Source organism: Phenylobacterium conjunctum, assembly GCF_042679085.1.
Classification (GTDB): Bacteria; Pseudomonadota; Alphaproteobacteria; order Caulobacterales; family Caulobacteraceae; genus Phenylobacterium; species Phenylobacterium conjunctum.
The window spans coordinates 1-22583 of record NZ_JBHTLQ010000027.1; the positions used below are offsets into that span (position 1 = coordinate 1).

Below are 22583 nucleotides of genomic sequence, written 5' to 3' on the forward strand. Positions count from 1 at the left end.
GCCGCGGGTGGCGCCCAATGCGCCGCCGGCCACGCCTGAGATCCAGCGCGCCGCCCGCCAGGCGCCGCGCCCCGGCTCGGCCAACCTCGACCGCCGTCCGGATGACGATGACGATACGCGCCGCAAGTCGGCCAATGCGCCGCCGAACAAGGCGATCAGCCGCGTCAAGGGCGCGGCTCAGCGCCGCGAAGGCCGCCTGACCATCCAAGCCGTCGCCGGTGACGATGAGGGCGCCGTCGAACGGATGCGTTCGCTGGCCTCGGTTCGCCGGGCCCGGGAGCGCGAGCGCGAAAAGCGCAAGGGCGGGGCCCAGGAGCAGGCCCGCACCGCGCGCGAAGTGGTCATCCCCGACGTCATCACCGTGGGCGAGCTCGCCAACCGGATGGCGACCCGCGGCGTTGAGATCATCAAGTTCCTGATGCGTCAGGGCGTGATGCTGAAGATCAACGACGTGATCGACAACGACACCGCCGAGCTGGTGGCCACCGAATTCGGCCACACCGTGAAGCGCGTGTCGGAAGCCGACGTCGAAGAAGGCTTCATCGGCGCCGAGGACCAGGACGATCACCTGGAGCCGCGTCCGCCGGTGGTGGCCGTCATGGGTCACGTCGACCACGGCAAGACCAGCCTGCTGGACGCCCTGCGCGCCACCGACGTGGCCGCCGGCGAACATGGCGGGATCACCCAGCACATCGGCGCCTACCAGGTTCGCCTGGAAAGCGGCGAGCGCGTCACCTTCCTGGACACCCCCGGCCACGCCGCCTTCTCGGCCATGCGCGCCCGCGGCGCCAATGTGACCGACATCGTGGTGCTGGTGGTGGCCGCCGATGACGGCGTCATGCCGCAGACGGTGGAAGCCATCCAGCACGCCCGGGCCGCCGGTGCGCCGCTGATCGTGGCGATCAACAAGATCGACAAGCCCGGCGCCGACCCGACCCGCGTGATCAACGAGCTGCTGCAGCACGAGATCGTGGTGGAAAGCCTGGGCGGCGACACCCAGGCCATCCAGGTCTCGGCGACCGAAAAGATGGGTCTCGACGACCTCATCGAAGGCATCCTGCTGCAGGCCCAGGTCATGGACCTGCGGGCCAACCCCGACCGCACCGCCGACGGCGTGGTGATCGAGGCCAAGCTGGATCGCGGCCGCGGCGCCGTCTCCACCGTGCTGGTCAAGCGCGGCACCCTGAAGCGGGGCGACATCGTCGTCGCCGGCTCCAGCTTTGGTCGCGTCCGCGCCCTGCTGAACGAGCGCGACGAGCAGCTGACCGAAGCCGGTCCCTCCACCCCGGTGGAGATCCTGGGCCTCGACGGCACCCCGGCCCCTGGCGAAGCCTTCGCCGTGGTCGAGAACGAGGCCCGCGCCCGTGAGCTGACCGAGTACCGCACGCGTCTGAAGCGCGAAAAGGCGGGCGCTCCCCTGGCTGGCGGCGTGACCATGGCCGACTTCATGGCCAAGCTGCAGGACAAGAAGATCTCGGAGCTGCCGGTCATCATCAAGGCCGACGTCCAGGGTTCCGCCGAAGCCATCGTGGGCTCGCTGGACAAGCTGGGCACCGACGAGGTTCGCGCCCGGATCATCCTGTCCGGCGCCGGCGCCATCAGCGAAAGCGACGTGATGCTGGCCAAGGGCGCCAACTCGCCCATCATCGGCTTCAATGTCCGCGCCTCGTCCCAGGCGCGCCAGCTGGCCGAACGTGAAGGCGTCGAGATCCGCTACTATTCGGTGATCTACGACCTGATCGACGACATCAAGGGCGTGCTCTCTGGGATGCTCGCGCCGGAACAGCGCGAAACCTTCCTGGGCAATGCGCGCGTCCTGCAGGTGTTCGACATCACCAAGGTCGGCAAGGTCGCCGGCTGCCGGGTCACCGAAGGCGTGGTCAAGCGTGGCGCCCGCGTCCGGATCATCCGCGAGAACATCGTGGTTCTGGAACTGGGCACCCTGCAGACCCTCAAGCGGTTCAAGGACGACGTCGCCGAAGTGGGCTCCGGCCTGGAATGCGGCATGTTCTTCCAGGGCTTCCAGGACATCAAAGAGGGCGACACCATCGAGTGCTTCAACCTCGAAGAGGTCAAGCGCAGCCTCTAAGGCCCGCAGGCCCGCACAGCACCCAAGGCCCTTCCCTCGCGGGGAGGGCCTTTTGCTTTGCGCCCGTCCTCCGCCGAGTGGCGGAGCGCTCGTCCAGTTCCTAGATTGGGCCCATGCGCCAGCTTCTCCTTCCGCTTCTGATCGCCACGGCCGGGCTGTCCGCCTGCGCCGCCATGCCCGTCGGCAATCCCAAGGTCCCTGAGCCCGCCCAGAGGGTGGAGCTCGACCGCTATCTGGGGACCTGGCGGGAGTTCGCCCGCTATGAGAACCGGTTCGAGCGGGACTGCGTCAATGTCACCGCCACCTATGGCCAGCGGCCGGACGGCAAGCTCTCGGTGCTGAACGCCTGCGAGCGGGGCGGCAAGTCCACGGTGGCCAAGGGCGTGGCCCGGCTGACCGGCGACGACAAGGGCGCCAAGCTGGAGGTGTCGTTCTTTGGCCCCTTTTATGCGGATTATTGGGTGCTCGACCGGGCGCCTGACTACAGTTGGTCCATCGTGGGCGAGCCCAGCGGGCGCTATCTCTGGATCCTGACCCGCCAGGCTCGGCCCGACGCCCAGACCCGCGAGGATCTGGTCGCCCGGGTGAAGGCCCTGGGCTACGATACGAGCCTGCTGCACTTCACCGCCCAGCCCTAGAGCGCCACCCCGATGCGACCCGCCGCCCTCCTGCGTCTGACCCTTGTCCTCGCTGCGGCGTTCAGCCTCAGCGCCTGCGCCACCGCCCAGCGGCTGAGCGCGGCCAATGACGTCCATGCCCTGCTGGTCTCGATCCGCGACAATGACAGCGCGGCGTTCGAGGCCCACGTGGACCGCAAGGCGCTGAAGCGGGAGATCGAGGCGCGGCTGGTGGACCGGACCCGAACGGCCCAGGGCGGCGACGGCTGGAAGGCGCTGGGCGTCATCCTCGCCCCAGCCCTGGCCGACATCGCCGGCGACAGCCTGGTCCAGCCCAAGGTGTTCCGCAGCGTGGCGGAATACTATGGCTACAAGCCCTCCACCCCGATCCCTGGCGCGGTCGCCATCGCGGGCTCCTTGAAGGCGATGCCGGACGGTCGGGTCTGCGCGACGCGCAAGAGGGACGGGCCCTGCATGCTGGTGTTCACCCAGACCGACGGGACCTGGAAGCTGTCGGGCTTCGAGGGCGACATTTCCATGCTGCGCGTGAAGCTCTGATCGGCTTAGTCTCCCCACAAAGCTTGGGGGGACGAGATGAGCTACGAAGCCGCGCTGTCGGAGTACGACAAATCCGAGTTCACCGACGGGCCCTATACCCGCCCGGTGTGGCGCCGGGGCTCGGGCCCCGCGGTCATCATCATCCATGAGATCCCCGGCCTGCACCCGCAGGTGATCCAGTTCGCCGACCGTGTGGCGGCTCAGGGTATGACCGTCTTCCTGCCCAGCCTGTTCGGCCAGCCTGGCCGGCCGGTCACCACCGGCTACGCCCTCGGCTCGATGTTCGGGGCGATCTGCATCCGCCGTGAGTTCAATGTCTGGAAGGCCGGCAAGTCCTCGCCCATTGTCGAGTGGCTGCGGGCGCTCGCCCGCAAGGCCCACGCCGAGTGCGGCGGCAAGGGCGTGGGCGCGGTGGGCATGTGCTTCACCGGCGGCTTCGCCCTGGCCATGATGACCGAGCCGTCGGTGGTGGCGCCGGTTCTGTCCCAGCCCTCCATGCCCATGGCGGCGGGCTCGAAGATCCGCGCCGCCGGCATCGACGCCAGCCCGGCGGAAGTGTCCTGCGCCAAGCAGCGGTTCAAGGACGAAGGGCTGTCGATGATCGGCCTGCGCTTCAAGTCCGACGCCCTGGTGCCCGACGCCCGGTTCGAGACCCTGAAGCGGGAGTTTGGCGACAAGTTCGAGGCCATCGAGCTGGAGGACGAGGACGCCGCGCGCTCGGAGCGGCCGCCCCATTCGGTGCTGACCGTTCACCTGGCCGAGGACGGACCCAGCAAGGCCGCCGAGCAGCGGGTGATCGCGTTCTTCAAAGAGCGGACCGGCGCCTGACGGTGGACAATCGGATGGCTCCTCTCTAGAAGCCGCCGCTTCCCTGAGGGCGCGTCCGATCCGCGCCCCAGGCTCAGAGAGGCAAGCTTCCCATGAAACGCCAGTCCCATGGCCGCGGCGCCCCGTCCGGGCCCAGCCAGCGCCAGCTTCGCGCGGGCGAACTGATCCGTCACGCCCTGGTCGAGATCCTCCTGGAGGAGGACCTGAACGACCCGGACCTCGACGGGGTGTCGGTGACCCTGACCCAGGTCAAGATGAGTCCGGACCTGAAGCACGCCACCTGCTTCATCGAGCCCCTGGGCGGCGGCGATCCGCGCCCGGTGATCAAGGCCCTGGCGCGCCACGCCAAGTTCCTGCGCGGGCGGTTGGGGCGGATGATCGACATGAAGTTCACCCCGGACCTGCGCTTCCTTCATGACGACAGCTTCGATGAAGCCAGCCGCATGAACGCCCTGTTCAACGATCCGCGCGTCCGCCAGGACCTGGAGCGAGACGAAGACGATCAGGACGGCGAGGACTGATGGGCCGCCGCAAGAAGGGCGAGGCCGTCTCCGGCTGGATCTGCCTCGACAAGCCCTATGATCTGACCTCGACCCACGCGGTCAGCCGTGTGCGCCGGACCTTCAACGCCCAGAAGGCGGGTCATGCCGGCACCCTTGACCCCCTGGCCACCGGCATCCTGCCGATCGCCCTGGGCGAAGGCACCAAGACGGTTCCGTTCCTGGTCGACGCCGACAAGTCGTACCGCTTCACGATCGCCTGGGGCCGGACGACCGCGACCTATGACCGAGAGGGCGAGACCATCGCCCAGTCCGACGTGCGACCCACGCCGGCCGAGGTGGATGCGGTGCTGGATGAGTTTGTCGGCGAGATCCAGCAGGTCCCGCCGGCCTATTCCGCCATCAAGGTGGACGGCGAGCGCGCCTATGACCTGGCCCGGGCCGGCGAGACGGTGGAGCTGAAGGCCCGGCCGGTGATGATCCATGGCCTGCGGGTGCTGGGCGCCCCGGACGCCGACCATGTCGAGCTGGAGATGGACTGCGGCAAGGGCACCTATGTCCGGGCCCTGGTCCGCGACATCGCGGACCGCCTGGGCGCCTGCGGACATGTCAGCGCGCTGCGCCGGACCCGCGTCGGGCCGTTTTCCGAGGACCGGGCGATAACGCTGGAATTGCTAGAGGATTTCGGGCATAAGGCCCGCTGCTTGGAGCTATTGCTTCCGGTCGAGACCGCCCTGGACGACATCCCGGAGTTGGCCGTGACCGCCGAAGACGCTTTCAGGCTCAAGCAGGGACGATCAATCGTTCTCGTTCCCCGACAGGTGGAAACCTTGAAAGCCGAGCTTCTGCCCGGCTCTCGCACCGTTTCAGCCATGTCGGACGGGAATCTGGTTGCGCTCTGCGAGATGCGCATGGGCCGGCTCGAGCCCACGCGGGTCTTTCATCTGGACAAGAGCGGAGACTGACCGATGTCGATCACGACCGACCGTAAGGCCGAACTCATCAAGACCCATGGCCGCTCTGAGGGCGACACGGGTAGCGCCGAAGTGCAGGTGGCGATCCTCTCTGAGCGGATTGCGAACCTGACCGACCACTTCAAGACGCACAAGAAGGACAACCACTCGCGCCGGGGCCTGCTCAAGCTCGTCTCCCAGCGCCGTTCGCTGCTCGATCACCTGAAGACGTCCGACGCCGGCCGTTATCAGGCCCTGATCGAAAAGCTCGGTCTGCGCCGCTAACACCGCGAGCCCCCGGGAAACCGGGGGCTTTGCGTATAGGCCTGGATCTTAGACGCCGCTTTCCCGCGACAGGCCGGGCGGGCGGCGAACCGGACACCGCCATATGCGGCTGTCCGGCCCCGTACGCCGAGGGTTCGCCGAAATCCTCGTCGCCTGTCTGAATGGAGAGGATTTCGGAAGACCGACGCCCTGTCCGCCCCCGCCCGGGAATACGCCCGCGGGATGAGAGAGAAGAGAAAATGTTCGACATCAAACGCAAGACGATCGAGTGGGGCGGCAAGACGCTGACCCTCGAAACCGGCCGCATGGCCCGCCAGGCCGACGGCTCGGTGCTCGCCACCTATGGCGAGACCATGGTGCTGGCCACCGCCGTGTTCGCCAAGTCGCCGAAGCCCGGCCAGGACTTCTTCCCCCTGACGGTGAACTATCAGGAGAAGTACTACGCCGCCGGCAAGATCCCCGGCTCCTTCCCGCGCCGCGAAGCCGCGCCGTCGCAGAAGGAAACCCTCACCTCGCGCCTGATCGACCGTCCGATCCGTCCGCTGTTCGCCGACGGCTTCAAGAACGAAGTCCAGGTGGTCACGACCGTTCTGGCCCACGACCTGGAAAATGACCCGGACATCGTGGCCATGGTCGCCGCCTCGGCCGCCCTGGTGCTGTCCGGCGCGCCCTTCATGGGCCCGATCGGCGGCGCGCGCGTCGGCTACATCAACGGCGAATACGTCCTCAACCCGACCCTCGACGAGCAGAAAGAGTCCGCCATGGACCTGGTCGTCGCCGGCACCCATGACGCGGTCATGATGGTGGAGTCGGAGATCCAGGAACTGTCCGAAGAGGTCGTCCTGGGCGGCGTCACCTTCGCGCACAAGTCCATGCAGCCGGTGATCGACGCGATCATTGAACTGGCCGAACACGCCGCCAAGGAGCCCTTCGAATTCGCCGCCGAGGACACCTCGGCCCTCAAGGCGAAGGTCAAGGAACTGATCGGCGCCGACCTGGCCAAGGCCTACAAGATCGTCGCCAAGGGCGAGCGTCACGACGCCGTCGGCGCCGCCAAGGCCAAGGCGATGGCCGCCTTCGCCAAGTCCGAGGCCAATCCGGACGGCTATGACGCCGCCAAGCTCGGTGGCGTGTTCAAGGAACTGGAAGCCGACGTCGTCCGTCGCAACATCCTGGACACCGGCATCCGCATCGACGGCCGCACCGTTGACAAGGTTCGCCAGATCGTCTCGGAAGTGGGCGTGCTGACCCGGGCTCACGGCTCGGCCCTGTTCACCCGCGGCGAAACCCAGGCCCTGGTGGTCGCCACCCTGGGCACCGGCGACGACGAGCAGCTGATCGACGCTCTCGAAGGCAAGTACTACGAGAAGTTCCTGCTGCACTATAACTTCCCGCCCTTCAGCGTCGGCGAGACCGGCCGCATGGGCGCCCCTGGCCGTCGTGAAGTCGGCCACGGCAAGCTCGCCTGGCGCGCTATCCGCCCGATGCTGCCGAACTACGAAGACTTCCCCTACACCATCCGTCTGGTCTCCGAGATCCTGGAGTCCAACGGCTCCTCGTCCATGGCCTCGGTCTGCGGCTCGTCGCTGGCCCTGATGGACGCGGGCGTGCCCCTGAAGAAGCCGGTCTCCGGCATCGCCATGGGCCTGATCCTCGAGGACGACGGCTTCGCGGTTCTGTCGGACATCCTGGGTGACGAAGATCACCTGGGCGACATGGACTTCAAGGTCGCCGGCACCGCCGACGGCATCACCTCGCTGCAGATGGACATCAAGATCGCCGGCATCACCGAAGCGATCATGAAGCAGGCGCTGGAGCAGGCTAAGGCCGGCCGTCAGCACATCCTAGGCGAGATGAACAAGGCGATGGAAGCGCCGCGCACCAACCTGGGTGAGCACGCGCCGAAGATCGAGACCATCAAGATCCCGGTCGACAAGATCCGCGAAGTGATCGGTTCGGGCGGCAAGGTGATCCGCGAGATTGTCGCCGAGACCGGCGCCAAGATCGACATCGGCGAAGACGGCACGATCAAGATCGCGGCCGCCGAGCAGTCGAAGATCGACGCCGCCAAGGACTGGATCAAGTCCATCGCGACCGAGCCGGAAGTCGGCCAGATCTACACCGGCAAGGTGGTCAAGATCGTCGACTTCGGCGCCTTCGTGAACTTCTTCGGCGCCAAGGACGGCCTGGTTCACGTGAGCCAGATCTCCAACGAGCGCGTCGCGAAGGTCTCGGACGTCCTGCAGGAAGGCCAGCAGGTCAAGGTGAAGCTCCTGGGCTTCGACGACCGCGGCAAGACCCGCCTGTCCATGAAGATCGTGGACCAGGAGACGGGCGAGGACCTGTCCAAGAAGGACGGCGCCGAGGAGAAGGAAGAAGCCTAAGCTTCGACCTGACTTCGGTCTGAACGACAGGGGGCGGCCGCCAGTGTGCGGCCGCCCTTTTCGTATTCCGGCCCGCCCCAAAGCCGCCACAGCCTGGGCGGACAGATCGGGCATGGGAAGGGAGACCCGTCATGGCGGAGCCGACGGACGATGTGCGGGGCCTGTTGAAGGCTGAGCTGGCGCGGCGCGGGATCGACTATGCCGAACTGGCGCGACTGCTCGACCTGCATGGGCTGACCTACACCGAGGCCGAGGTCACCGAGCAGATCGAGCGTGCGCCCCTGACCGGCCCCTTTGTCACCCAGTGTTTTGAGGCCATGGGCGCCCCTGTGGTGCATCTGGACTTCTGAAGGGGGCCGGGTGCTGGCGCGCCGCGTCTCACGCCCCCTGACCGTCATGGCCGGGCTTGTCCCGGCCACCCATACGCGCCTGATCCGCCCAATGGCGGCGCGGTGGTCCGACGTGTGTCTTGACGGTCAAAACGGAGGTCATGGGTGGCCGGGACAAGCCCGGCCATGACGGTCGTAACAGGGGTCGCTCCAGTCTGCTGACAGGACGTGGGGTCCAGGCGCCCCTATGGTCAACGCGACACTCAAGGAGCCGATCCATGACCCAACCCGCCCTGCCGCTGGACGGCGGCTGCCGTTGCGGCCGCGTGCGCTTCCGCCTGAACGCCGCGCCGATGCTGACCATGGTCTGCCACTGCAAGGGCTGTCAGCGGATGACCGGGAGCGCCTATTCGCTTAGCGCCCTGGCGACGTCAGAGGCGTTTGAGGTCACCGCCGGGGAGCCGGTCCTGGGCGGCATGAAGGCCTCGCCCAAGCACCACCACTGCCCTGACTGCATGAGCTGGGTGTTCACCCGTATGGACGACGCCTCGCACCTGGTGAATGTGCGCGCCACCCTGTTCGACGATACGGACTGGTTCCGCCCCTATATGGCGACCTGCGTGGCCGAGAAGCTGGCCTGGGTCGAGGTCCCGGTGGCCCGCAGCTTCGACGGCTTCCCGGGGATGGAGGACTATCCGGCCCTGCTACAGGGCTATGCGACGGCTCAGAAGGCCCCGTAGCCCCGGGCCATGGCGGCGGCGAAGCCGGGCAGCAGCAGGAACAGCACGGCCTCCAGGTGCAGGAACATGCGCACGCGGGAGATCTCGGCGTCGGCGGGGATCGCCTCGGTCCGACGGGTCTTGATGAAGAAGATGGTCGGCGGCGCGGACAACAGGCCGATCAGCAGGAAGACCCCGATCTTGGCCCAGAAGAAGGCGTTGTGGCTGTAATAGGCCCAGCCCTTGGCGGAGAAGTAGGCCCGGATCAGTCCGACCGCCAGGATCAGGGCCGCCAGGATGCCGTACCAGAGGTCCACCGCCGCCACCTGGGTGATGGCCGTCTGGCCCATCCCCTTCTTCACCGTGGCCAGTTCGACGACCAGCACCCCGAACAGGGCGAAGATCAGCACGTGGTGCGCGATGGCGAGCGTCAGGTCGAGCATGGTGGGTCCCTCTTGAGGGCCATGAGGCCTGAAGCTTGGGCAGGAGTCAAAACTCCCACCGCTCATCCCGGCGAAGGCCGGGATCCAGGTGACGGGCGGGGTGAGGTCAGGGTTGGCTCGGATGGCGTGCGCCTGGAGGCGTTGAGCCATACGATCTGGTTCCCGGCGTTCGGCGGGATGAGCGGCGAGCCGGCCCTCCGCTTGCGCTTCGGGCGTTCCTCGCGCCGAACGACAAATCGTTGTCGTTCGGATCCGGCTCGCAAGCGCGAGCCGGCGCTCGTCACCCGCGCAGCTTCCGCAGCAGGACGTCCAGATCGTGGGCCAAGGCGGCGTCTTCGGCCTTGAGGGCCTCGATGCGGCGGACGGCGTGCAGGACCGTGGTGTGGTCGCGGCCGCCGAAGCGCCGGCCGATGTCCGGCAGGGAGCGGGTGGTGATCTGCTTGGCCAGCCACATGGCGGCCTGACGCGGACGGGCCACGGCGCGGGCGCGGCGCTCTGAAATCAGGTCGGCCTGCTTGAGCTGGTAGTGCTCGGCCACGGCCTTCTGGATCTGGTCGACGGTCACCCGGCGGTCATTACAGGCGAGGTGAGGCCGCAGGATGGCCTGGGCCTCGTCCAGGGTCAGGCGGGCGATGTCGCCGCCCACACGGGCCACCAGGGTGTTCAGGGCGCCTTCCAGCTCGCGCACGCTGTCGGTGAAGCGGTCGGCCAGGAACTGCAGGACTTCGGGCCGGGCCGAGGGCATGAACTTGCCCTGCTGGGCCAGGGTGGCCAGCTTGCGCTCCAGGATGCCCAGACGAAGGGTGCGGTCGGCTGGCTCGATGCCGCAGACAAGGCCCGCCTGCAGGTGGCTGCGCAGGCGCGGCTCCATCTCCGACAGTTCGGCCGGCGAGCGGTCGGCGGTCATCACCACCCGGCGGCCATCCTCGACCAAGGCGATGAGGGTGTGGAACAGCTCTTCCTGGGTCGTGGTCTTGCCGGCCACGAACTGGACGTCGTCGATCAGCAGCAGGTCGGCGTTGCGCAGCTCTTCCTTGAAGGCGGCGGTCTGGCGGTCCTGCAGGGCCTTCACGAAGGTCGAGGTGAAGCGCTCGGCGGTCAGATAGACCACCCGCTTGCCCGGCGCCGTCCGCATGGCTTCCCAGGCCAGGGCGTTCAGCAGGTGGGTCTTCCCGAACCCGTAGGGCCCGTGGAAGAGCACCGGGTTGAAGTGGCCGTCGGCCCATGAGGCGACGCGGCGGGCCACGGCGAAGGCGAACTCATTGGCCGGGCCGGGGACGAAGGTGTCGAAGGAGAAGCGCTCCTGCAGGCCCTGCTGGCGGGCGCGGGCGGGCTCGGCGGCGGCCAGGTCGACCTCGATCTCCACCACCGTGGGCTCGGAAGGCGCCGTGGTGGAAGACACCACGGAGAGGGCGGCCGGGGCGATCGCCGCGGGCGCGGCCATGGACACGGGCGCGGCCGGGGCCTGAGCGTCGAACTCCATGCGCGACTTCAGGTCGAGCCGGCGGCCCATGGGGTCATTCTGCGCCCACAGCTCGCCGATGCGGCGCCAGGCATGACGGCGGATCCAATCGCGAGCGACACCCGTGGCGGCGACCAGGCACACCTCGGCCCCGGTCTCGCGCAGGGCGGCCTGGCCCAGCCAGGAGCCAAAGGTCGCCTCGCCGAGTTCGCGTTTCAGGGCCTGACAGGTCTTGGCCCACACAGCTCCAGCCGGCGCCGCCGTCATGGTTTCCGCGATACCCCCGCTCGACATCTTAGATGCACCCCTGTCATCAGCCGGGCTGACCAAGCCCCCACGACCCAGTCAGCCAAAAATTAGGAAAAACAATCCTCTAGCCGCGGAAGGAGGTAGAGTCCCGCCACCGGTTTTTTCATCCGAGTTCGAATGGAAGATCGTCTTTAGAGGTTGAACACTAGCCAGGGGCGAGGGGGGGTCAACGGAGATTCTTCGCCCATTTTGCGGATATTTTCGTTGACTCAACCTAAGCCCTCGCGCGGCAAGGGAATCTGGTTTTTGACCCTCCGTTAACTGAGCGGATTCGTCGCAGCCGCCCACCAGAATGGGTTCCGGGCAAAGCAAAACCCGCAGACCTGGAGGCCTGCGGGTTTGGATAAATCTTGATACAGATCAAGGACTTAGGGCGCGCCTAGACGGCGGCGCCCAAAAGTCAGGCGGTGGCCAGCTTCTTCAGCTGAGCGGCCAGACGCGACACCTTGCGAGAGCCGGTGTTCTTGTGGACGACGCCCTTGGAGACGGCCCGCATCAGCTCGGACTGAGCCTCGACGAAGGCGGTCTTGGCGACGGCGACATCACCCTTGGCGATCGCTTCCTCGAACTTCCGCAGATAGGTGCGGACGCGCGAGCGGCGCGACTTGTTGACTTCCGTGCGGCGGGCGATCTTGCGAACCGCCTTCTTGGCGCCGGGGTTGTTGGCCATGCTCTAGCTCTCAAACGGACGCGCCAGGCTGTGAAGCCCGGCGGCAAAATGGAGGCGCGGATATACGGGATGGACCCGGCTGGGTCAATGCGCCTTCCGGCCTATTGTGAAATCCCTATTCGGCGATGGCCGTGAAGGATCTCCAGGCGGGGTGGGCGGCGACCAGATCGGCCATCTGCTGATAGCCGCCGGGGCCGGGGTGCGCGCCGTCCCAGGCGGCGGCCTCGGCCTGCCAAAGGCCACTGGCGGCCAGGGGACGGAAGACATCGATGAGGGGGACGCGCAGGCGGGCGCACAGGGCCGTCAGGCTGTCGCTGAGCGCCTCCACGCGGGCGCAGAGGCCCGCGTCCACCACCGGCGGCGGGCCGACCATCAGGACCGGGCAGAGGGCTTGCGCGCCCGTCAGCATCTCTCGAGCCAGCTTCAGGGTCTCGACGGCGGCCACACGGGGCCGACCGTCCTCGAGGTTGCAGTCATTGACCCCGAAGGAAAAGACGATCCGCATAGGCTCGATCTCGACGAACCGGGGCTCGGCCTCGGCCCGCCAGCGCCTGGCGATGTCGGCGGAGGTCTCCCGTCGGACGCCTAAATTATAGAGGGTCACCTCCCGGCGCCCCGCAAGCGCCCGGCCGATCCAGCCTAGATGGTCCGGATCGCCGGCGCCGACGGTGATGCTGTCGCCGAAGGCCAGAAGCCGCATCAGCTGCCCTTGAAGGCCGGCTTCCGCTTTTCGACAAAGGCCGCCATGCCCTCCTTCTGGTCGTCGAAGGCGAACAGGGAGTGGAACAGGCGCCGCTCCAGGGTGACGCCGGCGGCCAGGGTGGTCTCGAAGGCGGCGTCCACCAGTTCCTTGTTCATCATCACGGCCAGGGGCGACTGGCTGGCGATCTTGGCCGCGGCGGCCATGGCCTCGTCCATCAGCTTGTCGGCGGGGACCACCCGGCTGACCAGGCCGCCGCGCTCGGCTTCGGCGGCGTCCATCATCCGGCCGGTCAGGATCATGTCCATGGCCTTGGACTTGCCCACGGCGCGGGTCAGGCGCTGGGTGCCGCCGATGCCAGGGGCGACGCCCAGATTGATCTCGGGCTGGCCGAACTTGGCGGTCTCGGCGGCGATGATGAAGTCGCACAGCATGGCCAGCTCGCAGCCGCCGCCCAGGGCGTAGCCGGCCACGGCGGCGACGATGGGCTTGCGGAACTGCTCGATGCGCCGCGCGGCGTCGCCGAAGAAGTCGGACTTGAACATCTGGGCGTAGGTCTTCTCCGACATTTCCTTGATGTCGGCGCCGGCGGCGAAGGCGCGCTCCGAGCCGGTCAGGACCACGCAGGCGACGGCGTCATCGGCCTCGGCGGCGTCCAGGGCCGTGCAGAGCTCGCCCAGGAGCTGGCTGTTCAGGGCGTTGAGGGCTTCGGGCCGATTGAGGCGGATCAGGGTGACCCCATCCTGCGTGCTCACCAGAAGAGTTTCGTAGGCCATGTCCGCCTCCATAGATCGCGTTGGAGCGGGATTAAGGCCCCTCGACCGAATAGCCAAGGGCTCGCAGGCGGGCGGGCAGGCCGCCAGGGCCGATCAGGTGGCCGACGCCGACCACCACCACCGTGTGGCCCTCGCCCTTCAGCCGGGCGTCGAGGGTCGCGGTCCAGGCGGCGTTGCGCTGGACCACGAGGCGCTCATAGATCTCCGGGGCTGTGTCGCGCATGGGCCGCAACACGTCTTTCTCCAGGGCTTTCACGTCTGCGGCCATCCAGGCCCGGATCAGCCCCGTGAGGTCGCTCTTATCGGCCTCGATGTCCGAAAGGGTCTCTTCCAGCGACTTGATCTGGGCCGCCCGCGAGGCGCCGTCGAACATGGCGATTTGCTGGGCGGGGGTCTCGAAGGCCCGGCGCTGGGCGCTCTGCGGGGCGGTGGCGGACAGGGTCTGCTCCACCCCGGTGTCGGCCTTTGCACCCTCGGCCCGGAACTGGGCCGTCGACAGGGCGACCTCGGCGTACCAGGGCTCCAGCCGGTCGATGAGGGGCGGGGACAGGCCGTATTTGGCGCAGGCCTTGGCCAGCCGGGTGCGGCCCTTGGGCGACAGCATGGCCGTCAGGCTCTGGTCCTGGGGCAGATAGCCGTGGGCGACAGCCAGGCGGGCGGTCTCGGCCTGGCTGTCGGCGTCGATGGGCAGCTCGAACCACAGATCGTCGGCGGTCTTCAGGGCCTGGTCGAGCCGGGCGGGCCGCCAGTCGAGATCGGCCTGCAGCACATGGATCGAGCCGAACAGCACCAGCTCGGAATCCTTGTCGCGGACGATCCAGACCGGGGGCTTGGCGGCGGCCGGCCCGGCGCAGGCCAGGAGGGCGACGGCGACGAGGGCGGCGGAGAAGCGGCGCAGGGTCATGGCCCGGCTATCGCTGGCAGACAGGGCAGAAGAATGTCGATCGGCCCGCCTGGACCTCGCGGGCGATGGTGCCCGTACAGCCGGGATTGAGGCAGGGCTCATCCTCCCGGTCGTAGGCGCGGAAGCGGTGCTGGAAATAGCCCAGCGCCCCGTCGGCGGCGGCGTAGTCCCGCAAGGTGGAGCCGCCGGCCGCGATGGCCTCCTCCAGCACTTCGCGGATGGTCTCCACCAGGGGGGCGAGCTTCTTCTTCGGGATGCTGTCGGCGGGCTTGAAGGGCGAGATGCGGGACCGGTTGAGCGCCTCGCAGACATAGATGTTGCCGAGACCCGCCACGATCCGCTGGTCGAGGAGCAGGGTCTTGGGTCCCTGGCGGCGGCCCTCGAAGGCGGCCTTCAGCCGGGCGGCGTCGAACTCGGGCGACAGGGGTTCCGGCCCCAGGGCCTTGAACCAGGGATGCTCGGCGATCCGGTCGGTCTCGATCAGGTCCATGTAGCCGAACCGGCGCGGGTCGTAATAGGTGACCCGCCCGCCGTCCTCGGTCTCAAAGACCACGTGGGCGTGCTTGGGGTCCGGATCGGCGGCGTAGTGGAACTCGCCGGGACGCTCGGAGCCCTCAGGGCGCGCAATCTCATAACGCCCGCTCATGCCCAGATGCATCACCAGGGTCTCGCCCCGGTCGAGCTCGGCCATCAGGTACTTGGCCCTGCGGCGCAGCGCGGTGATCCGCGCCCCGGTCAGGCGCTGGACGAAGCCGTCGGGAAACGGAAAGCGCAGGTCGGCGCGCCGTTGCTCGACCCGCGACAGGCGCCGGCCCTCGAGCACCGGGGCCAGGCCGCGGCGAACCGTTTCGACCTCAGGAAGTTCAGGCATGAGCCGGGATCGCACGCCCCGCCCGCCCGGCGCAACGAAGATCGGTGGCGCAGGCTGCGCCCAGGCGTTATGAGGCCCCATGCCCGAAGCCACATTCGGATTCCGCGACGTCGCGGCAGAGGAAAAGCCCCGCCTGGTTCGGGGCGTGTTCGATTCCGTCGCCAGCCGCTACGACCTCATGAACGACCTGATGAGCGCGGGCGTGCACCGGCTCTGGAAGGACGCGGTCGCCGCGCGCCTGAACCCCCAGCCGGGCGAGGTGATCCTCGACGTGGCCGGCGGCACCGGCGACATGGCCCGCAGGTTCTCCAAGATGGCCCGCGCCGCCCAGCTGCGCCGGGGCGGAGACGACGCCCAGGTCTATGTGATCGACTACAACGCCGAGATGATCGCCGCGGGGCGCGCCAAGGGCGGCGAGCCGGAAATGGCCTGGTCGGTGGGTGACGCCCAGCGCCTGCCCGTGCCGGACAAGTTCGCCGACGCCTATGTGATCTCCTTCGGCATCCGCAATGTCACCGACGTCCAGGCCGCGCTGGTCGAGGCGCGTCGGGTGCTGAAGCCCGGCGGACGCTTCCTGTGCCTGGAGTTCTCGCGGCCGCCCACCGAGCTGCTCCGCAAGGCCTATGACGCCTACAGCTTCAAGGTCATTCCGGCGATTGGCGAGGTGGTGACCAAGGACCGCGCCTCGTACCAGTACCTGGTGGAGAGCATCCGCCGCTTCCCGGATCAGAAGACCTTCGCGGGCATGATGACCAAGGCGGGCTTCACCCGCGTGACCTACACCAACTTCACCGGCGGGGTGGCCGCCCTGCACCAGGGCTGGGCGATCTAGCCGATGGGACGTATCGCGGCCTTTGGCCGGCTGATCGGGGCGGGATGGCGGCTGGCGCGCAACGACGCCCTGCTGCCCCGCGAACTGGAAGAGCTCTATCCTCCATCGATCCTGGCCCTGTCGGGGACGGTGCGTCTGCTGGCCGGCGCGGAAGCCCGGCGCGGCCGTCCGGGCGAGCGCCTGGCGCGCAGCCTGGAGGGGCTTGGCCCCGTGGCCATCAAGCTCGGCCAGCTCCTGTCCACGCGGGCCGACATCTTCGGGGTCGAGTTCGCCGAGGATCTGGCGCGGCTGAAGGACAAGCTCGACCCGTTCCCGATGGAAGCGGCCCGACGCGAAATCGAGGCCGCCCTCGGCCAGCCCGTAGAGGCCCTGTTCGACGACTTCGGCCCGCCGGTGGCGGCGGCCTCGCTGGCCCAGGCGCACAGGGCCCGGCTGAAGGATGGCCGCGCTGTGGCGGTGAAGGTGCTTCGGCCCGGCATCACCCGGCGGGTAGGCGAGGACGCCGAGGTCCTGCGCCTGGCCGCCCGGCTGGTGGAGAAAGTCAGCGCCCCGGCGCGGCGGCTGGAGCCCATCGCGCTCGCCGAAACCGTGATCAAGGCCACCGAACTGGAGCTCGACCTCAGGCTCGAGGCCGCCGGCTGTGACGAGATGGGCGAGGTCATGGCCCGCGACGGCTACATGACCGCGCCCCGGGTCATCTGGGAAGGCGTCGGCAAGCGGGTCCTGACCCTGGAATGGGCCCAGGGCGCGCCCCTGTCCGATCCGGCGACCCTGGAGCTGCCGGGCCTGGATCGCCGGCTGCTGGCCGAGAACCTGACACGGGCCTTCCTGTCCCAGGCCCTGGATCACGGCGTGTTCCACGCCGATCCGCACGAGGGCAACCTGTTCGTCCAGGCGCCGGGCCGGATCACCGCCGTGGACTTCGGCATCCTCGGCCGGCTGGGCGCGCCGGAGCGGCGCTACCTCGCCGAGATCCTCTGGGGCTTCCTGCAGCGGGACTATGACCGGGTCGCCCGGGTGCATTTCGACGCCGGCTATGTGCCGCGCCACCAGAACGTCGCGGCCTTCGCCCAGGCCCTGCGCGCGGTGGGCGAGTCGGTGTTCGGCCGCCCGGCCTCCCAGGTGCCTATGAGCCGGGTGCTGATCCAGCTGTTCGAGATCACGGCCCTGTTCGAGATGCGCCTGCGCCCCGAACTGGTGCTCCTGCAGAAGACCATGATGACGGTGGAGGGCGTGGCCCGCCGCATCGATCCTGAACACGACATCTGGGCCGCCGCCGATCCGGTGGTGCGCCGCTGGATGACCCGCGAACTATCCCCGGCGACCCAGGCCAAGCGCTTCGCCGACGAGGGCCTGGCCGCCCTGCGCAACCTCGCCCGCCTGATCGAGACCCCGCCGTCCACGACCGTGGCGGTGGTGGAAGACCGGCAGCACCACGCGGGCCTGTGGTTCGCCCTGGGCGCCGCCGCGGCGGGCTTCGCGTTTGCGCTGGCCGCCTTCCTGCGCTGAGCTTTTTGGCGGCGTATAGGGGTGTCATCCCGGAAAGCGCGGAGCGCTTGTCCGGGACCCATATGCGCGGGGTTTTCCTGAGAGGTCAGTGTCTATGGGTCCCGGTCTTGCCCTGCGGGCAAACCGGGATGACACGCTAGGGATCACCCCTCCGACTTGTCCCGCTTCGAGGCCGCACGGCGTTCGTAGGCGGCCTGGCTGGCCTTCTGCTTGTCCCAGTATGCCGCGCCTTCGTCGGGCTTGAACATGGTGCGCGGGGCGCCGTCCTTGTTGGAGACGGCGAAGATGTTGTGTTTGGCGTCGTAGAACAGGGTGTCGCCGTTGGCGCGGGTGATGGTCTGGGTGCCCGCCGGCGGATGGTCGACGAAGTCGTGGGCCTTGCGCACGAAATCATCGACATCCCGGGCGGCGAAGTCCGCGCCGTTGCGGTCGAAGCTGCGCTGGGCGTTCTCCTCGGCGGAGCCTTTGCGGCTGGCCGACCACATGGGTTTGCCGGCCACGGTCTTCACCGGCGCCTCGGCCTGCGCCGGAGCGTCATAGGCCGCCTCCCGGTCTCGCCCGCTGCTGGCCGGGGCGGCCGGCGCGGTGGCGACGGCGGATGATCGCTCGCATCCCGACAGGGCCGCCCCGCACATCAGGACCGCCAGTCCCAGGCCCTTGCTGACTCCTGACATGTCCCCCTCCAGATCGCACGGTCAGGTTGAATTGAGAACGAATAAAGAACGGATCGGGGCGTTTGTCCAGAGCCCGGCTTTGGAATAGGAGAAGGGACCACGCGCGGAGGGCCCGGACGCCTTGTCGGAAAAGCGGATTCTGTTGATCGTCGGGGGCGGGATCGCCGCCTACAAGACCCTCGAACTGACCCGGCTGCTGCGAAAGGCCGGGATCGTGGTGCGCCCGATCCTGACCAAGGCCGGCGCCGAGTTCGTCACGCCCCTGTCCCTCTCGGCCCTGGCCGAGGACAAGGTCTATTCCGAGCTCTTCTCCCTGACCGACGAGGCGGAGATGGGCCATATCGAGCTGTCGCGCTCGGCCGACCTGGTGGTTGTCGCGCCGGCCACCGCCGACCTCATGGCCAAGGCGGCGAATGGCCTGGCCGGCGATCTGGCGTCGACGACCCTGCTCGCCACCGACAAGCCGGTGCTGATGGCCCCGGCGATGAATGTGCGCATGTGGGAGCATCCCGCCACCCAGCGGAACCTGAAGACGCTTCAAGGCGACGGTGTCACCTTCGTCGGCCCCGACGAGGGCGCCATGGCCTGTGGCGAGTTCGGCGCCGGCCGCATGGCCGAGCCGCAGGCGATCTTCGAGGCGATCCTGGCCGCCCTGTCCGGGGCGCCCAAGCCCCTGGCCGGACGCCGCGCCATCGTCACCGCCGGCCCCACCGCCGAGCCTGTGGACCCCGTGCGGGTGCTGACCAACCGCTCCAGCGGCAAGCAGGGCTTCGCCATTGCGGCGGCCCTGGCTGAGCTGGGCTGCGAGGTGACCCTGGTGGCCGGGCCGGTGTCCGTGCCGACGCCCAAGGGCGTCCGGCGGGTGGACGTCGAGACGGCGCGGGAGATGCTGGCGGCCTGCGAGGCGGCCCTGCCCGCCGACATCGCCGTCTGCGTGGCTGCGGTTTCAGACTGGCGCCCTGAACACGTAGCGGCCACCAAGACCAAGAAGACCGGAGACGGGCCGCCGGTCCTGACCCTGGTCGAGAACCCCGACATCCTGGCCACCCTGTCCCGGTCCGCCGCCCGGCCGAAGCTGGTGGTCGGCTTCGCCGCCGAGACTCACGAGGTCGAGGCTTATGCGCAGGGCAAGCTGACCCGGAAGGGCTGCGACTGGATCGTCGCCAATGACGTCTCCATCGCCGGCACCATGGGCGGCGACGACAACGCTGTGGCCATCGTCACGGCGGGGGGAATCGAGCGATGGGATCGCGCGCCCAAGGCCGAGGTGGCCCGGCGGCTCGCCCAACGCATGGCAAAGGAATTTTCGTGAAGCCCGTCATCGCCGTCCGTCGCCTGGCCCACAACGCCGACCTGCCCCTGCCGGCCTATGAGACAGCCGACGCCGCGGGCATGGACCTGCGCGCCGCGGTGGGCGAGGACGAGACCGTGACCCTGAAGCCCGGCGCTCGGCTGGCCGTGCCCACCGGCCTGTCCATGGCGATCCCGTCCGGCTTCGAGGGCCAGGTGCGGCCGCGCTCGGGCCTGGCGCTGAAGTCCGGCGTCACGGTGGCCAATGCGCCGGGCACGGTGGACGCCGACTACCGCGGCGAGGTGAAGGTCATCCTGGTCAATCTGGGCGAGGAGGAGTTCCACATCCGCCGGGGCGACCGCATCGCCCAGCTGGTGATCGCCCCGGTGATCCAGGCGGCGTGGGCCGAAACCGACAGCCTGGACGAGACGGCCCGTGGCGCCGGCGGCTTCGGGTCGACCGGAGCGCAATAGGGATTTCGCCGGCGAGGGCGCGTCAGACGCCCCCCGGCATTCGAGAGGGGACACCCATGGAACTCATCCTGATCCGCCATGGCCTGCCGGTGCGCAGCGCCGAGACCGACGACCCGCATCTGTCCGACGAGGGCCACGACCAGGCTCGCCGGGTGGCGCGTTGGCTGGCGGGTGAAAAGATCGACGCGGTCTACGCCAGCACCATGACCCGCGCCCGCCAGACCGCCGAGCCCTTCGCCGCCGCCGCCGGCCACGAGGTCCGCACCAAGGAAGGCATCGTCGAGTTCGACAAGGGCTCGGGGGCTTACGTTCCCATGGAGCAACTGAAGCGCGAGGACTACGCCGCCTGGCGCGCCATGGCCGAGGGCGGCCACGGGATCGACGTGCCCCTGTTCCAGAAGACGGTGGTCGAGGCCCTGGAAGAGGTGATCGCCGACCACTCCGGCCAGCGGGTGGCGGTGTTCTGCCACGGCGGGGTGATCAATGTCTGGACCGCCCACGTCCTGCGCATGGAGCCCCGGCTGTTCTTTGAGCCGGTCTATACCAGCATCCACCGCTTCATGGCCGCCCGCGGCGGCCAGCGGAACGTGCTCAGCCTGAATGAGACCCCGCACCTGCATCCGCATTTTGAGGGGTTGTAGGTCCCGCTTCCATGTCATCCCGGTCTTGCCCTGCGGGCAAACCGGGATGACACAATGGGGTGTGTCGGCGCGCAGGTCGCTTGGCCGTCCTAAGGTCCCGAGCAGAGGAGACACCCCATGGCTGACGACAAGGTGAAGGGCCCGGCGTCCTATTTTCCGTCCATCGAGAAGAAGTACGGCCAGCCGATCCAGCATTGGCTGGACCTGGTGAAAGCGCGCCAGCCCGCCAAGCATATGGAGCTGGTGGCCATGCTCAAGGACGAGCACGGCCTGGGCCACGGCCACGCCAACGCCATCGTCGCCCACGTGATGGCGGGGGGTTAGAACCCCGGCGGGCTCACATAGCCGCGGAAATTCTCGTCGATGGCCTGGGCCACGGCCAGGGTGCGGGTGTCCGTCCCATAGGCGCCGATGATCTGCATCCCCACCGGCAGGCCCGACGCCGACAGGCCCGCTGGCACGGTGGTGGCGGGCAGGCGGCAGGCGGTCGCCAGGCTGATCCAGTTCAGCATCATGCCGTAGGCCAGCTCGCGGCCGTCCTCCAGCTTCAGCCGCCGCCGGGTGAAGGCGCGGTGATTGTGCGGGAAGGCGGTGCGCGGCGTCGCCGGGGCGAAGATCACGTCGTACTGGGAAAACACCTTGTCCAGCTGGGCGCTCATCCGCTCGCGGGTCTCATTGGCCTCCAGCCACTCGGCGTGGGTGGGCGTGTAGGCCAGCACCAGGCCCGCCCAGGACATCGGATCGGCCCCCATGGCGCGGGCCAGGCGGGCGAGGCCGCGGGTGCGCTGCATGGCCCGGTACTGGCCCTTGGGCAGGCCGGCGCCGATCTCGCCGCCTAGCAGCACCAGATAGGCGTCCATCAGCTCTTCGAGGTCGACCGGGCTGTCGATGGGCTCGATCCGGGCGCCGGCGGCGTTCATCTCGGCGGCCAGGGCCTCGATCACCGCGCGGGCCTCGGCGTCCACCGGCAGCAGGGGATCGTCGAGCCACAGGCCGATCTTCAGCCTGGTCAGGTCGGCGGGCGGCGCCTTGGCCTGGCCGGCCCCGGCGATCACGCTGAGCAGCAGGCGCAGGTCACGGGCCGAGCGCGCCATGGGCCCGACCACGTTCAGGTCCGGCTCGGCATAGGCGCCCGGCGCCGGCGGGGCGTGGCCGCGCTGGGAGACCAGGGCATAGGTCGGCTTGTGGCTGAACACGCCGCAGAAGCTGGCCGGAACCCGCAGGGACCCGCCGATGTCGGAGCCGATCTCCAGGGCCGTGACCTTGGCCGCCAGGGCCGCCGCCGCCCCGCCTGACGAGCCGCCGCTGGTGCGCTTCGGGTCCCAGGGGTTGTTGGTGGTCCCATAGATCGGATTGAAGCTCTGCCAGTCGCTGAGCATGACCGGCACATTGGTCTTGCCCCAGATCACCGCGCCCGCCCGTCGGGCATGGGCGACGGCGTCGGCGTCCTCGCACCAGCGGTGACGCCAGGCCTCCACCCCGGCCGAGGCCGGCATGTGCTCCACGTCCAGCCCGTCCTTGATGGTCATGGGCAGGCCGGCCAGCGGCCCCAGCAGTTCGCCGCGCGCCCGGCGGTCATCGACCACCTGCGCCGTTTCCAGGGCGCGCTCCAGGTCAGCGGCGATGACGGCGTTCAGGCGCTTATGGGTCTTCTCGTGCCGGCCAAGCGACAACTTGAGCAGGTCGAGGGCCGAGATTTCCTTGGCGGTCAGGCAGAGCAGCTGGTCGGTGGCGTCGAGGTCCAGGATGTCGGCCGCCATCGCCCT

General features: G+C 68.7%; 25 protein-coding genes. 16 read left to right on the forward strand and 9 right to left on the reverse strand.

Features of this window, described 5'->3' with window-relative positions:
* The 10 genes from infB to ACFQ27_RS12565 form a co-directional block, all read left to right on the forward strand.
* The coding region (gene infB, locus ACFQ27_RS12520) for a translation initiation factor IF-2 (protein ID WP_377353828.1) at positions 1–2089 on the forward strand (2089 nt) is incomplete at its 5' end.
* Positions 2090–2202: 113 nt separating this feature from the next.
* Positions 2203–2727: a lipocalin family protein gene (locus ACFQ27_RS12525; RefSeq protein ID WP_377353829.1), complete on the forward strand. Its 525-nt coding sequence runs from the start codon at positions 2203–2205 to the stop codon at positions 2725–2727.
* Between the two features lie 12 nt (positions 2728–2739).
* The gene (locus ACFQ27_RS12530) at positions 2740–3264 is read left to right on the forward strand and encodes a DUF2939 domain-containing protein (RefSeq protein WP_377353830.1); all 525 of its coding nucleotides are present in this window, start codon (positions 2740–2742) and stop codon (positions 3262–3264) included.
* A gap of 36 nt (positions 3265–3300) precedes the next feature.
* On the forward strand, positions 3301–4092 hold the full coding sequence (locus ACFQ27_RS12535) for a dienelactone hydrolase family protein (protein ID WP_377353831.1): 792 nt from the start codon (positions 3301–3303) through the stop codon (positions 4090–4092).
* 92 nt (positions 4093–4184) lie between these two features.
* Positions 4185–4613, forward strand: a complete 429-nt coding sequence (gene rbfA / locus ACFQ27_RS12540; protein ID WP_374343860.1) for a 30S ribosome-binding factor RbfA — start codon at positions 4185–4187, stop codon at positions 4611–4613.
* On the forward strand, positions 4613–5557 hold the full coding sequence (truB, locus tag ACFQ27_RS12545) for a tRNA pseudouridine(55) synthase TruB (RefSeq protein ID WP_374343858.1): 945 nt from the start codon (positions 4613–4615) through the stop codon (positions 5555–5557). Before rbfA ends, truB begins: the two co-directional genes overlap by 1 nt.
* A gap of 3 nt (positions 5558–5560) precedes the next feature.
* Positions 5561–5830, forward strand: a complete 270-nt coding sequence (gene rpsO / locus ACFQ27_RS12550; protein WP_374343856.1) for a 30S ribosomal protein S15 — start codon at positions 5561–5563, stop codon at positions 5828–5830.
* Between the two features lie 239 nt (positions 5831–6069).
* Positions 6070–8214: a polyribonucleotide nucleotidyltransferase gene (gene pnp, locus ACFQ27_RS12555; protein ID WP_374343854.1), complete on the forward strand. Its 2145-nt coding sequence runs from the start codon at positions 6070–6072 to the stop codon at positions 8212–8214.
* Between the two features lie 131 nt (positions 8215–8345).
* Positions 8346–8564, forward strand: a complete 219-nt coding sequence (locus ACFQ27_RS12560; protein WP_374343852.1) for a DUF6471 domain-containing protein — start codon at positions 8346–8348, stop codon at positions 8562–8564.
* 257 nt (positions 8565–8821) lie between these two features.
* On the forward strand, positions 8822–9283 hold the full coding sequence (locus tag ACFQ27_RS12565; RefSeq protein WP_377353832.1) for a GFA family protein: 462 nt from the start codon (positions 8822–8824) through the stop codon (positions 9281–9283).
* On the opposite strand, the gene ACFQ27_RS12570 is transcribed toward ACFQ27_RS12565, so the two are convergent.
* From ACFQ27_RS12570 to mutM, 7 genes are all read right to left on the reverse strand, one after another.
* Positions 9268–9705 carry a DUF2214 family protein gene (locus ACFQ27_RS12570; protein ID WP_377353833.1) on the reverse strand — a complete coding sequence of 146 codons (438 nt, stop codon included), beginning with the start codon at positions 9703–9705 and terminating at the stop codon, positions 9268–9270. The two genes, ACFQ27_RS12565 and ACFQ27_RS12570, sit on opposite strands and share 16 nt — an antisense overlap.
* 280 nt (positions 9706–9985) lie before the next feature.
* Positions 9986–11461 (reverse strand): chromosomal replication initiator protein DnaA, encoded by a 1476-nt coding sequence (gene dnaA, locus ACFQ27_RS12575; protein WP_377353834.1) that lies wholly within the window; start codon positions 11459–11461, stop codon positions 9986–9988.
* A 415-nt stretch (positions 11462–11876) separates the two neighbouring features.
* Positions 11877–12146 (reverse strand): 30S ribosomal protein S20, encoded by a 270-nt coding sequence (rpsT, locus tag ACFQ27_RS12580; protein ID WP_374343844.1) that lies wholly within the window; start codon positions 12144–12146, stop codon positions 11877–11879.
* Positions 12147–12261: 115 nt separating this feature from the next.
* Positions 12262–12846 (reverse strand): GDSL-type esterase/lipase family protein, encoded by a 585-nt coding sequence (locus ACFQ27_RS12585; protein WP_374343841.1) that lies wholly within the window; start codon positions 12844–12846, stop codon positions 12262–12264.
* A complete protein-coding gene (locus tag ACFQ27_RS12590; RefSeq protein ID WP_374343839.1) occupies positions 12846–13622 on the reverse strand; it encodes an enoyl-CoA hydratase in 777 nt (258 codons plus the stop codon). The genes ACFQ27_RS12585 and ACFQ27_RS12590 overlap by 1 nt, the downstream gene beginning before the upstream one ends.
* Positions 13623–13653: 31 nt before the next feature.
* Positions 13654–14526, reverse strand: a complete 873-nt coding sequence (locus tag ACFQ27_RS12595) for a TraB/GumN family protein (protein WP_377353835.1) — start codon at positions 14524–14526, stop codon at positions 13654–13656.
* A gap of 7 nt (positions 14527–14533) precedes the next feature.
* The gene (gene mutM / locus ACFQ27_RS12600) at positions 14534–15397 is read right to left on the reverse strand and encodes a bifunctional DNA-formamidopyrimidine glycosylase/DNA-(apurinic or apyrimidinic site) lyase (protein ID WP_374343835.1); all 864 of its coding nucleotides are present in this window, start codon (positions 15395–15397) and stop codon (positions 14534–14536) included.
* Positions 15398–15476: 79 nt separating this feature from the next.
* On the opposite strand from mutM, the gene ACFQ27_RS12605 reads away from it, so the two are divergent.
* A complete protein-coding gene (locus ACFQ27_RS12605) occupies positions 15477–16229 on the forward strand; it encodes a class I SAM-dependent methyltransferase (protein WP_377353836.1) in 753 nt (250 codons plus the stop codon).
* Between the two features lie 3 nt (positions 16230–16232).
* On the forward strand, positions 16233–17738 hold the full coding sequence (gene ubiB, locus ACFQ27_RS12610) for a 2-polyprenylphenol 6-hydroxylase (protein ID WP_377353837.1): 1506 nt from the start codon (positions 16233–16235) through the stop codon (positions 17736–17738).
* A gap of 143 nt (positions 17739–17881) precedes the next feature.
* On the opposite strand, the gene ACFQ27_RS12615 is transcribed toward ubiB, so the two are convergent.
* Positions 17882–18412, reverse strand: a complete 531-nt coding sequence (locus ACFQ27_RS12615; protein ID WP_377353838.1) for a hypothetical protein — start codon at positions 18410–18412, stop codon at positions 17882–17884.
* Between the two features lie 121 nt (positions 18413–18533).
* On the opposite strand from ACFQ27_RS12615, the gene coaBC reads away from it, so the two are divergent.
* From coaBC to ACFQ27_RS12635, 4 genes are all read left to right on the forward strand, one after another.
* Positions 18534–19724, forward strand: coding sequence for a bifunctional phosphopantothenoylcysteine decarboxylase/phosphopantothenate--cysteine ligase CoaBC (gene coaBC / locus ACFQ27_RS12620; protein ID WP_377353839.1), 1191 nt, complete (start codon positions 18534–18536; stop codon positions 19722–19724).
* A complete protein-coding gene (dut, locus tag ACFQ27_RS12625; protein ID WP_377353840.1) occupies positions 19721–20176 on the forward strand; it encodes a dUTP diphosphatase in 456 nt (151 codons plus the stop codon). The genes coaBC and dut overlap by 4 nt, the downstream gene beginning before the upstream one ends.
* Before the next feature lie 56 nt (positions 20177–20232).
* Positions 20233–20817 carry a histidine phosphatase family protein gene (locus ACFQ27_RS12630; protein WP_374343823.1) on the forward strand — a complete coding sequence of 195 codons (585 nt, stop codon included), beginning with the start codon at positions 20233–20235 and terminating at the stop codon, positions 20815–20817.
* Positions 20818–20934: 117 nt separating this feature from the next.
* Positions 20935–21141, forward strand: a complete 207-nt coding sequence (locus ACFQ27_RS12635; RefSeq protein ID WP_377353841.1) for a DUF4287 domain-containing protein — start codon at positions 20935–20937, stop codon at positions 21139–21141.
* On the opposite strand, the gene ACFQ27_RS12640 is transcribed toward ACFQ27_RS12635, so the two are convergent.
* The gene (locus ACFQ27_RS12640; protein ID WP_377353842.1) at positions 21138–22577 is read right to left on the reverse strand and encodes an amidase family protein; all 1440 of its coding nucleotides are present in this window, start codon (positions 22575–22577) and stop codon (positions 21138–21140) included. The two genes, ACFQ27_RS12635 and ACFQ27_RS12640, sit on opposite strands and share 4 nt — an antisense overlap.
* Between the last annotated feature and the right edge of the window lie 6 nt (positions 22578–22583).

What these genes read in the sequence shown, in the direction of transcription:
- ACFQ27_RS12525 (WP_377353829.1), top strand. Translation starts at nt 2,203, where the DNA reads ATGCGCCAGCTTCTCCTTCCGCTTCTGATCGCCACGGCCGGGCTGTCC.
- ACFQ27_RS12530 (WP_377353830.1), top strand. Translation starts at nt 2,740, where the DNA reads ATGCGACCCGCCGCCCTCCTGCGTCTGACCCTTGTCCTCGCTGCGGCG.
- ACFQ27_RS12535 (WP_377353831.1), top strand. Translation starts at nt 3,301, where the DNA reads ATGAGCTACGAAGCCGCGCTGTCGGAGTACGACAAATCCGAGTTCACC.
- rbfA (WP_374343860.1), top strand. Translation starts at nt 4,185, where the DNA reads ATGAAACGCCAGTCCCATGGCCGCGGCGCCCCGTCCGGGCCCAGCCAG.
- truB (WP_374343858.1), top strand. Translation starts at nt 4,613, where the DNA reads ATGGGCCGCCGCAAGAAGGGCGAGGCCGTCTCCGGCTGGATCTGCCTC.
- rpsO (WP_374343856.1), top strand. Translation starts at nt 5,561, where the DNA reads ATGTCGATCACGACCGACCGTAAGGCCGAACTCATCAAGACCCATGGC.
- pnp (WP_374343854.1), top strand. Translation starts at nt 6,070, where the DNA reads ATGTTCGACATCAAACGCAAGACGATCGAGTGGGGCGGCAAGACGCTG.
- ACFQ27_RS12560 (WP_374343852.1), top strand. Translation starts at nt 8,346, where the DNA reads ATGGCGGAGCCGACGGACGATGTGCGGGGCCTGTTGAAGGCTGAGCTG.
- ACFQ27_RS12565 (WP_377353832.1), top strand. Translation starts at nt 8,822, where the DNA reads ATGACCCAACCCGCCCTGCCGCTGGACGGCGGCTGCCGTTGCGGCCGC.
- ACFQ27_RS12570 (WP_377353833.1), bottom strand. Translation starts at nt 9,705, where the DNA reads ATGCTCGACCTGACGCTCGCCATCGCGCACCACGTGCTGATCTTCGCC.
- dnaA (WP_377353834.1), bottom strand. Translation starts at nt 11,461, where the DNA reads ATGTCGAGCGGGGGTATCGCGGAAACCATGACGGCGGCGCCGGCTGGA.
- rpsT (WP_374343844.1), bottom strand. Translation starts at nt 12,146, where the DNA reads ATGGCCAACAACCCCGGCGCCAAGAAGGCGGTTCGCAAGATCGCCCGC.
- ACFQ27_RS12585 (WP_374343841.1), bottom strand. Translation starts at nt 12,846, where the DNA reads ATGCGGCTTCTGGCCTTCGGCGACAGCATCACCGTCGGCGCCGGCGAT.
- ACFQ27_RS12590 (WP_374343839.1), bottom strand. Translation starts at nt 13,622, where the DNA reads ATGGCCTACGAAACTCTTCTGGTGAGCACGCAGGATGGGGTCACCCTG.
- ACFQ27_RS12595 (WP_377353835.1), bottom strand. Translation starts at nt 14,526, where the DNA reads ATGACCCTGCGCCGCTTCTCCGCCGCCCTCGTCGCCGTCGCCCTCCTG.
- mutM (WP_374343835.1), bottom strand. Translation starts at nt 15,397, where the DNA reads ATGCCTGAACTTCCTGAGGTCGAAACGGTTCGCCGCGGCCTGGCCCCG.
- ACFQ27_RS12605 (WP_377353836.1), top strand. Translation starts at nt 15,477, where the DNA reads ATGCCCGAAGCCACATTCGGATTCCGCGACGTCGCGGCAGAGGAAAAG.
- ubiB (WP_377353837.1), top strand. Translation starts at nt 16,233, where the DNA reads ATGGGACGTATCGCGGCCTTTGGCCGGCTGATCGGGGCGGGATGGCGG.
- ACFQ27_RS12615 (WP_377353838.1), bottom strand. Translation starts at nt 18,412, where the DNA reads ATGTCAGGAGTCAGCAAGGGCCTGGGACTGGCGGTCCTGATGTGCGGG.
- ACFQ27_RS12630 (WP_374343823.1), top strand. Translation starts at nt 20,233, where the DNA reads ATGGAACTCATCCTGATCCGCCATGGCCTGCCGGTGCGCAGCGCCGAG.
- ACFQ27_RS12635 (WP_377353841.1), top strand. Translation starts at nt 20,935, where the DNA reads ATGGCTGACGACAAGGTGAAGGGCCCGGCGTCCTATTTTCCGTCCATC.
- ACFQ27_RS12640 (WP_377353842.1), bottom strand. Translation starts at nt 22,577, where the DNA reads ATGGCGGCCGACATCCTGGACCTCGACGCCACCGACCAGCTGCTCTGC.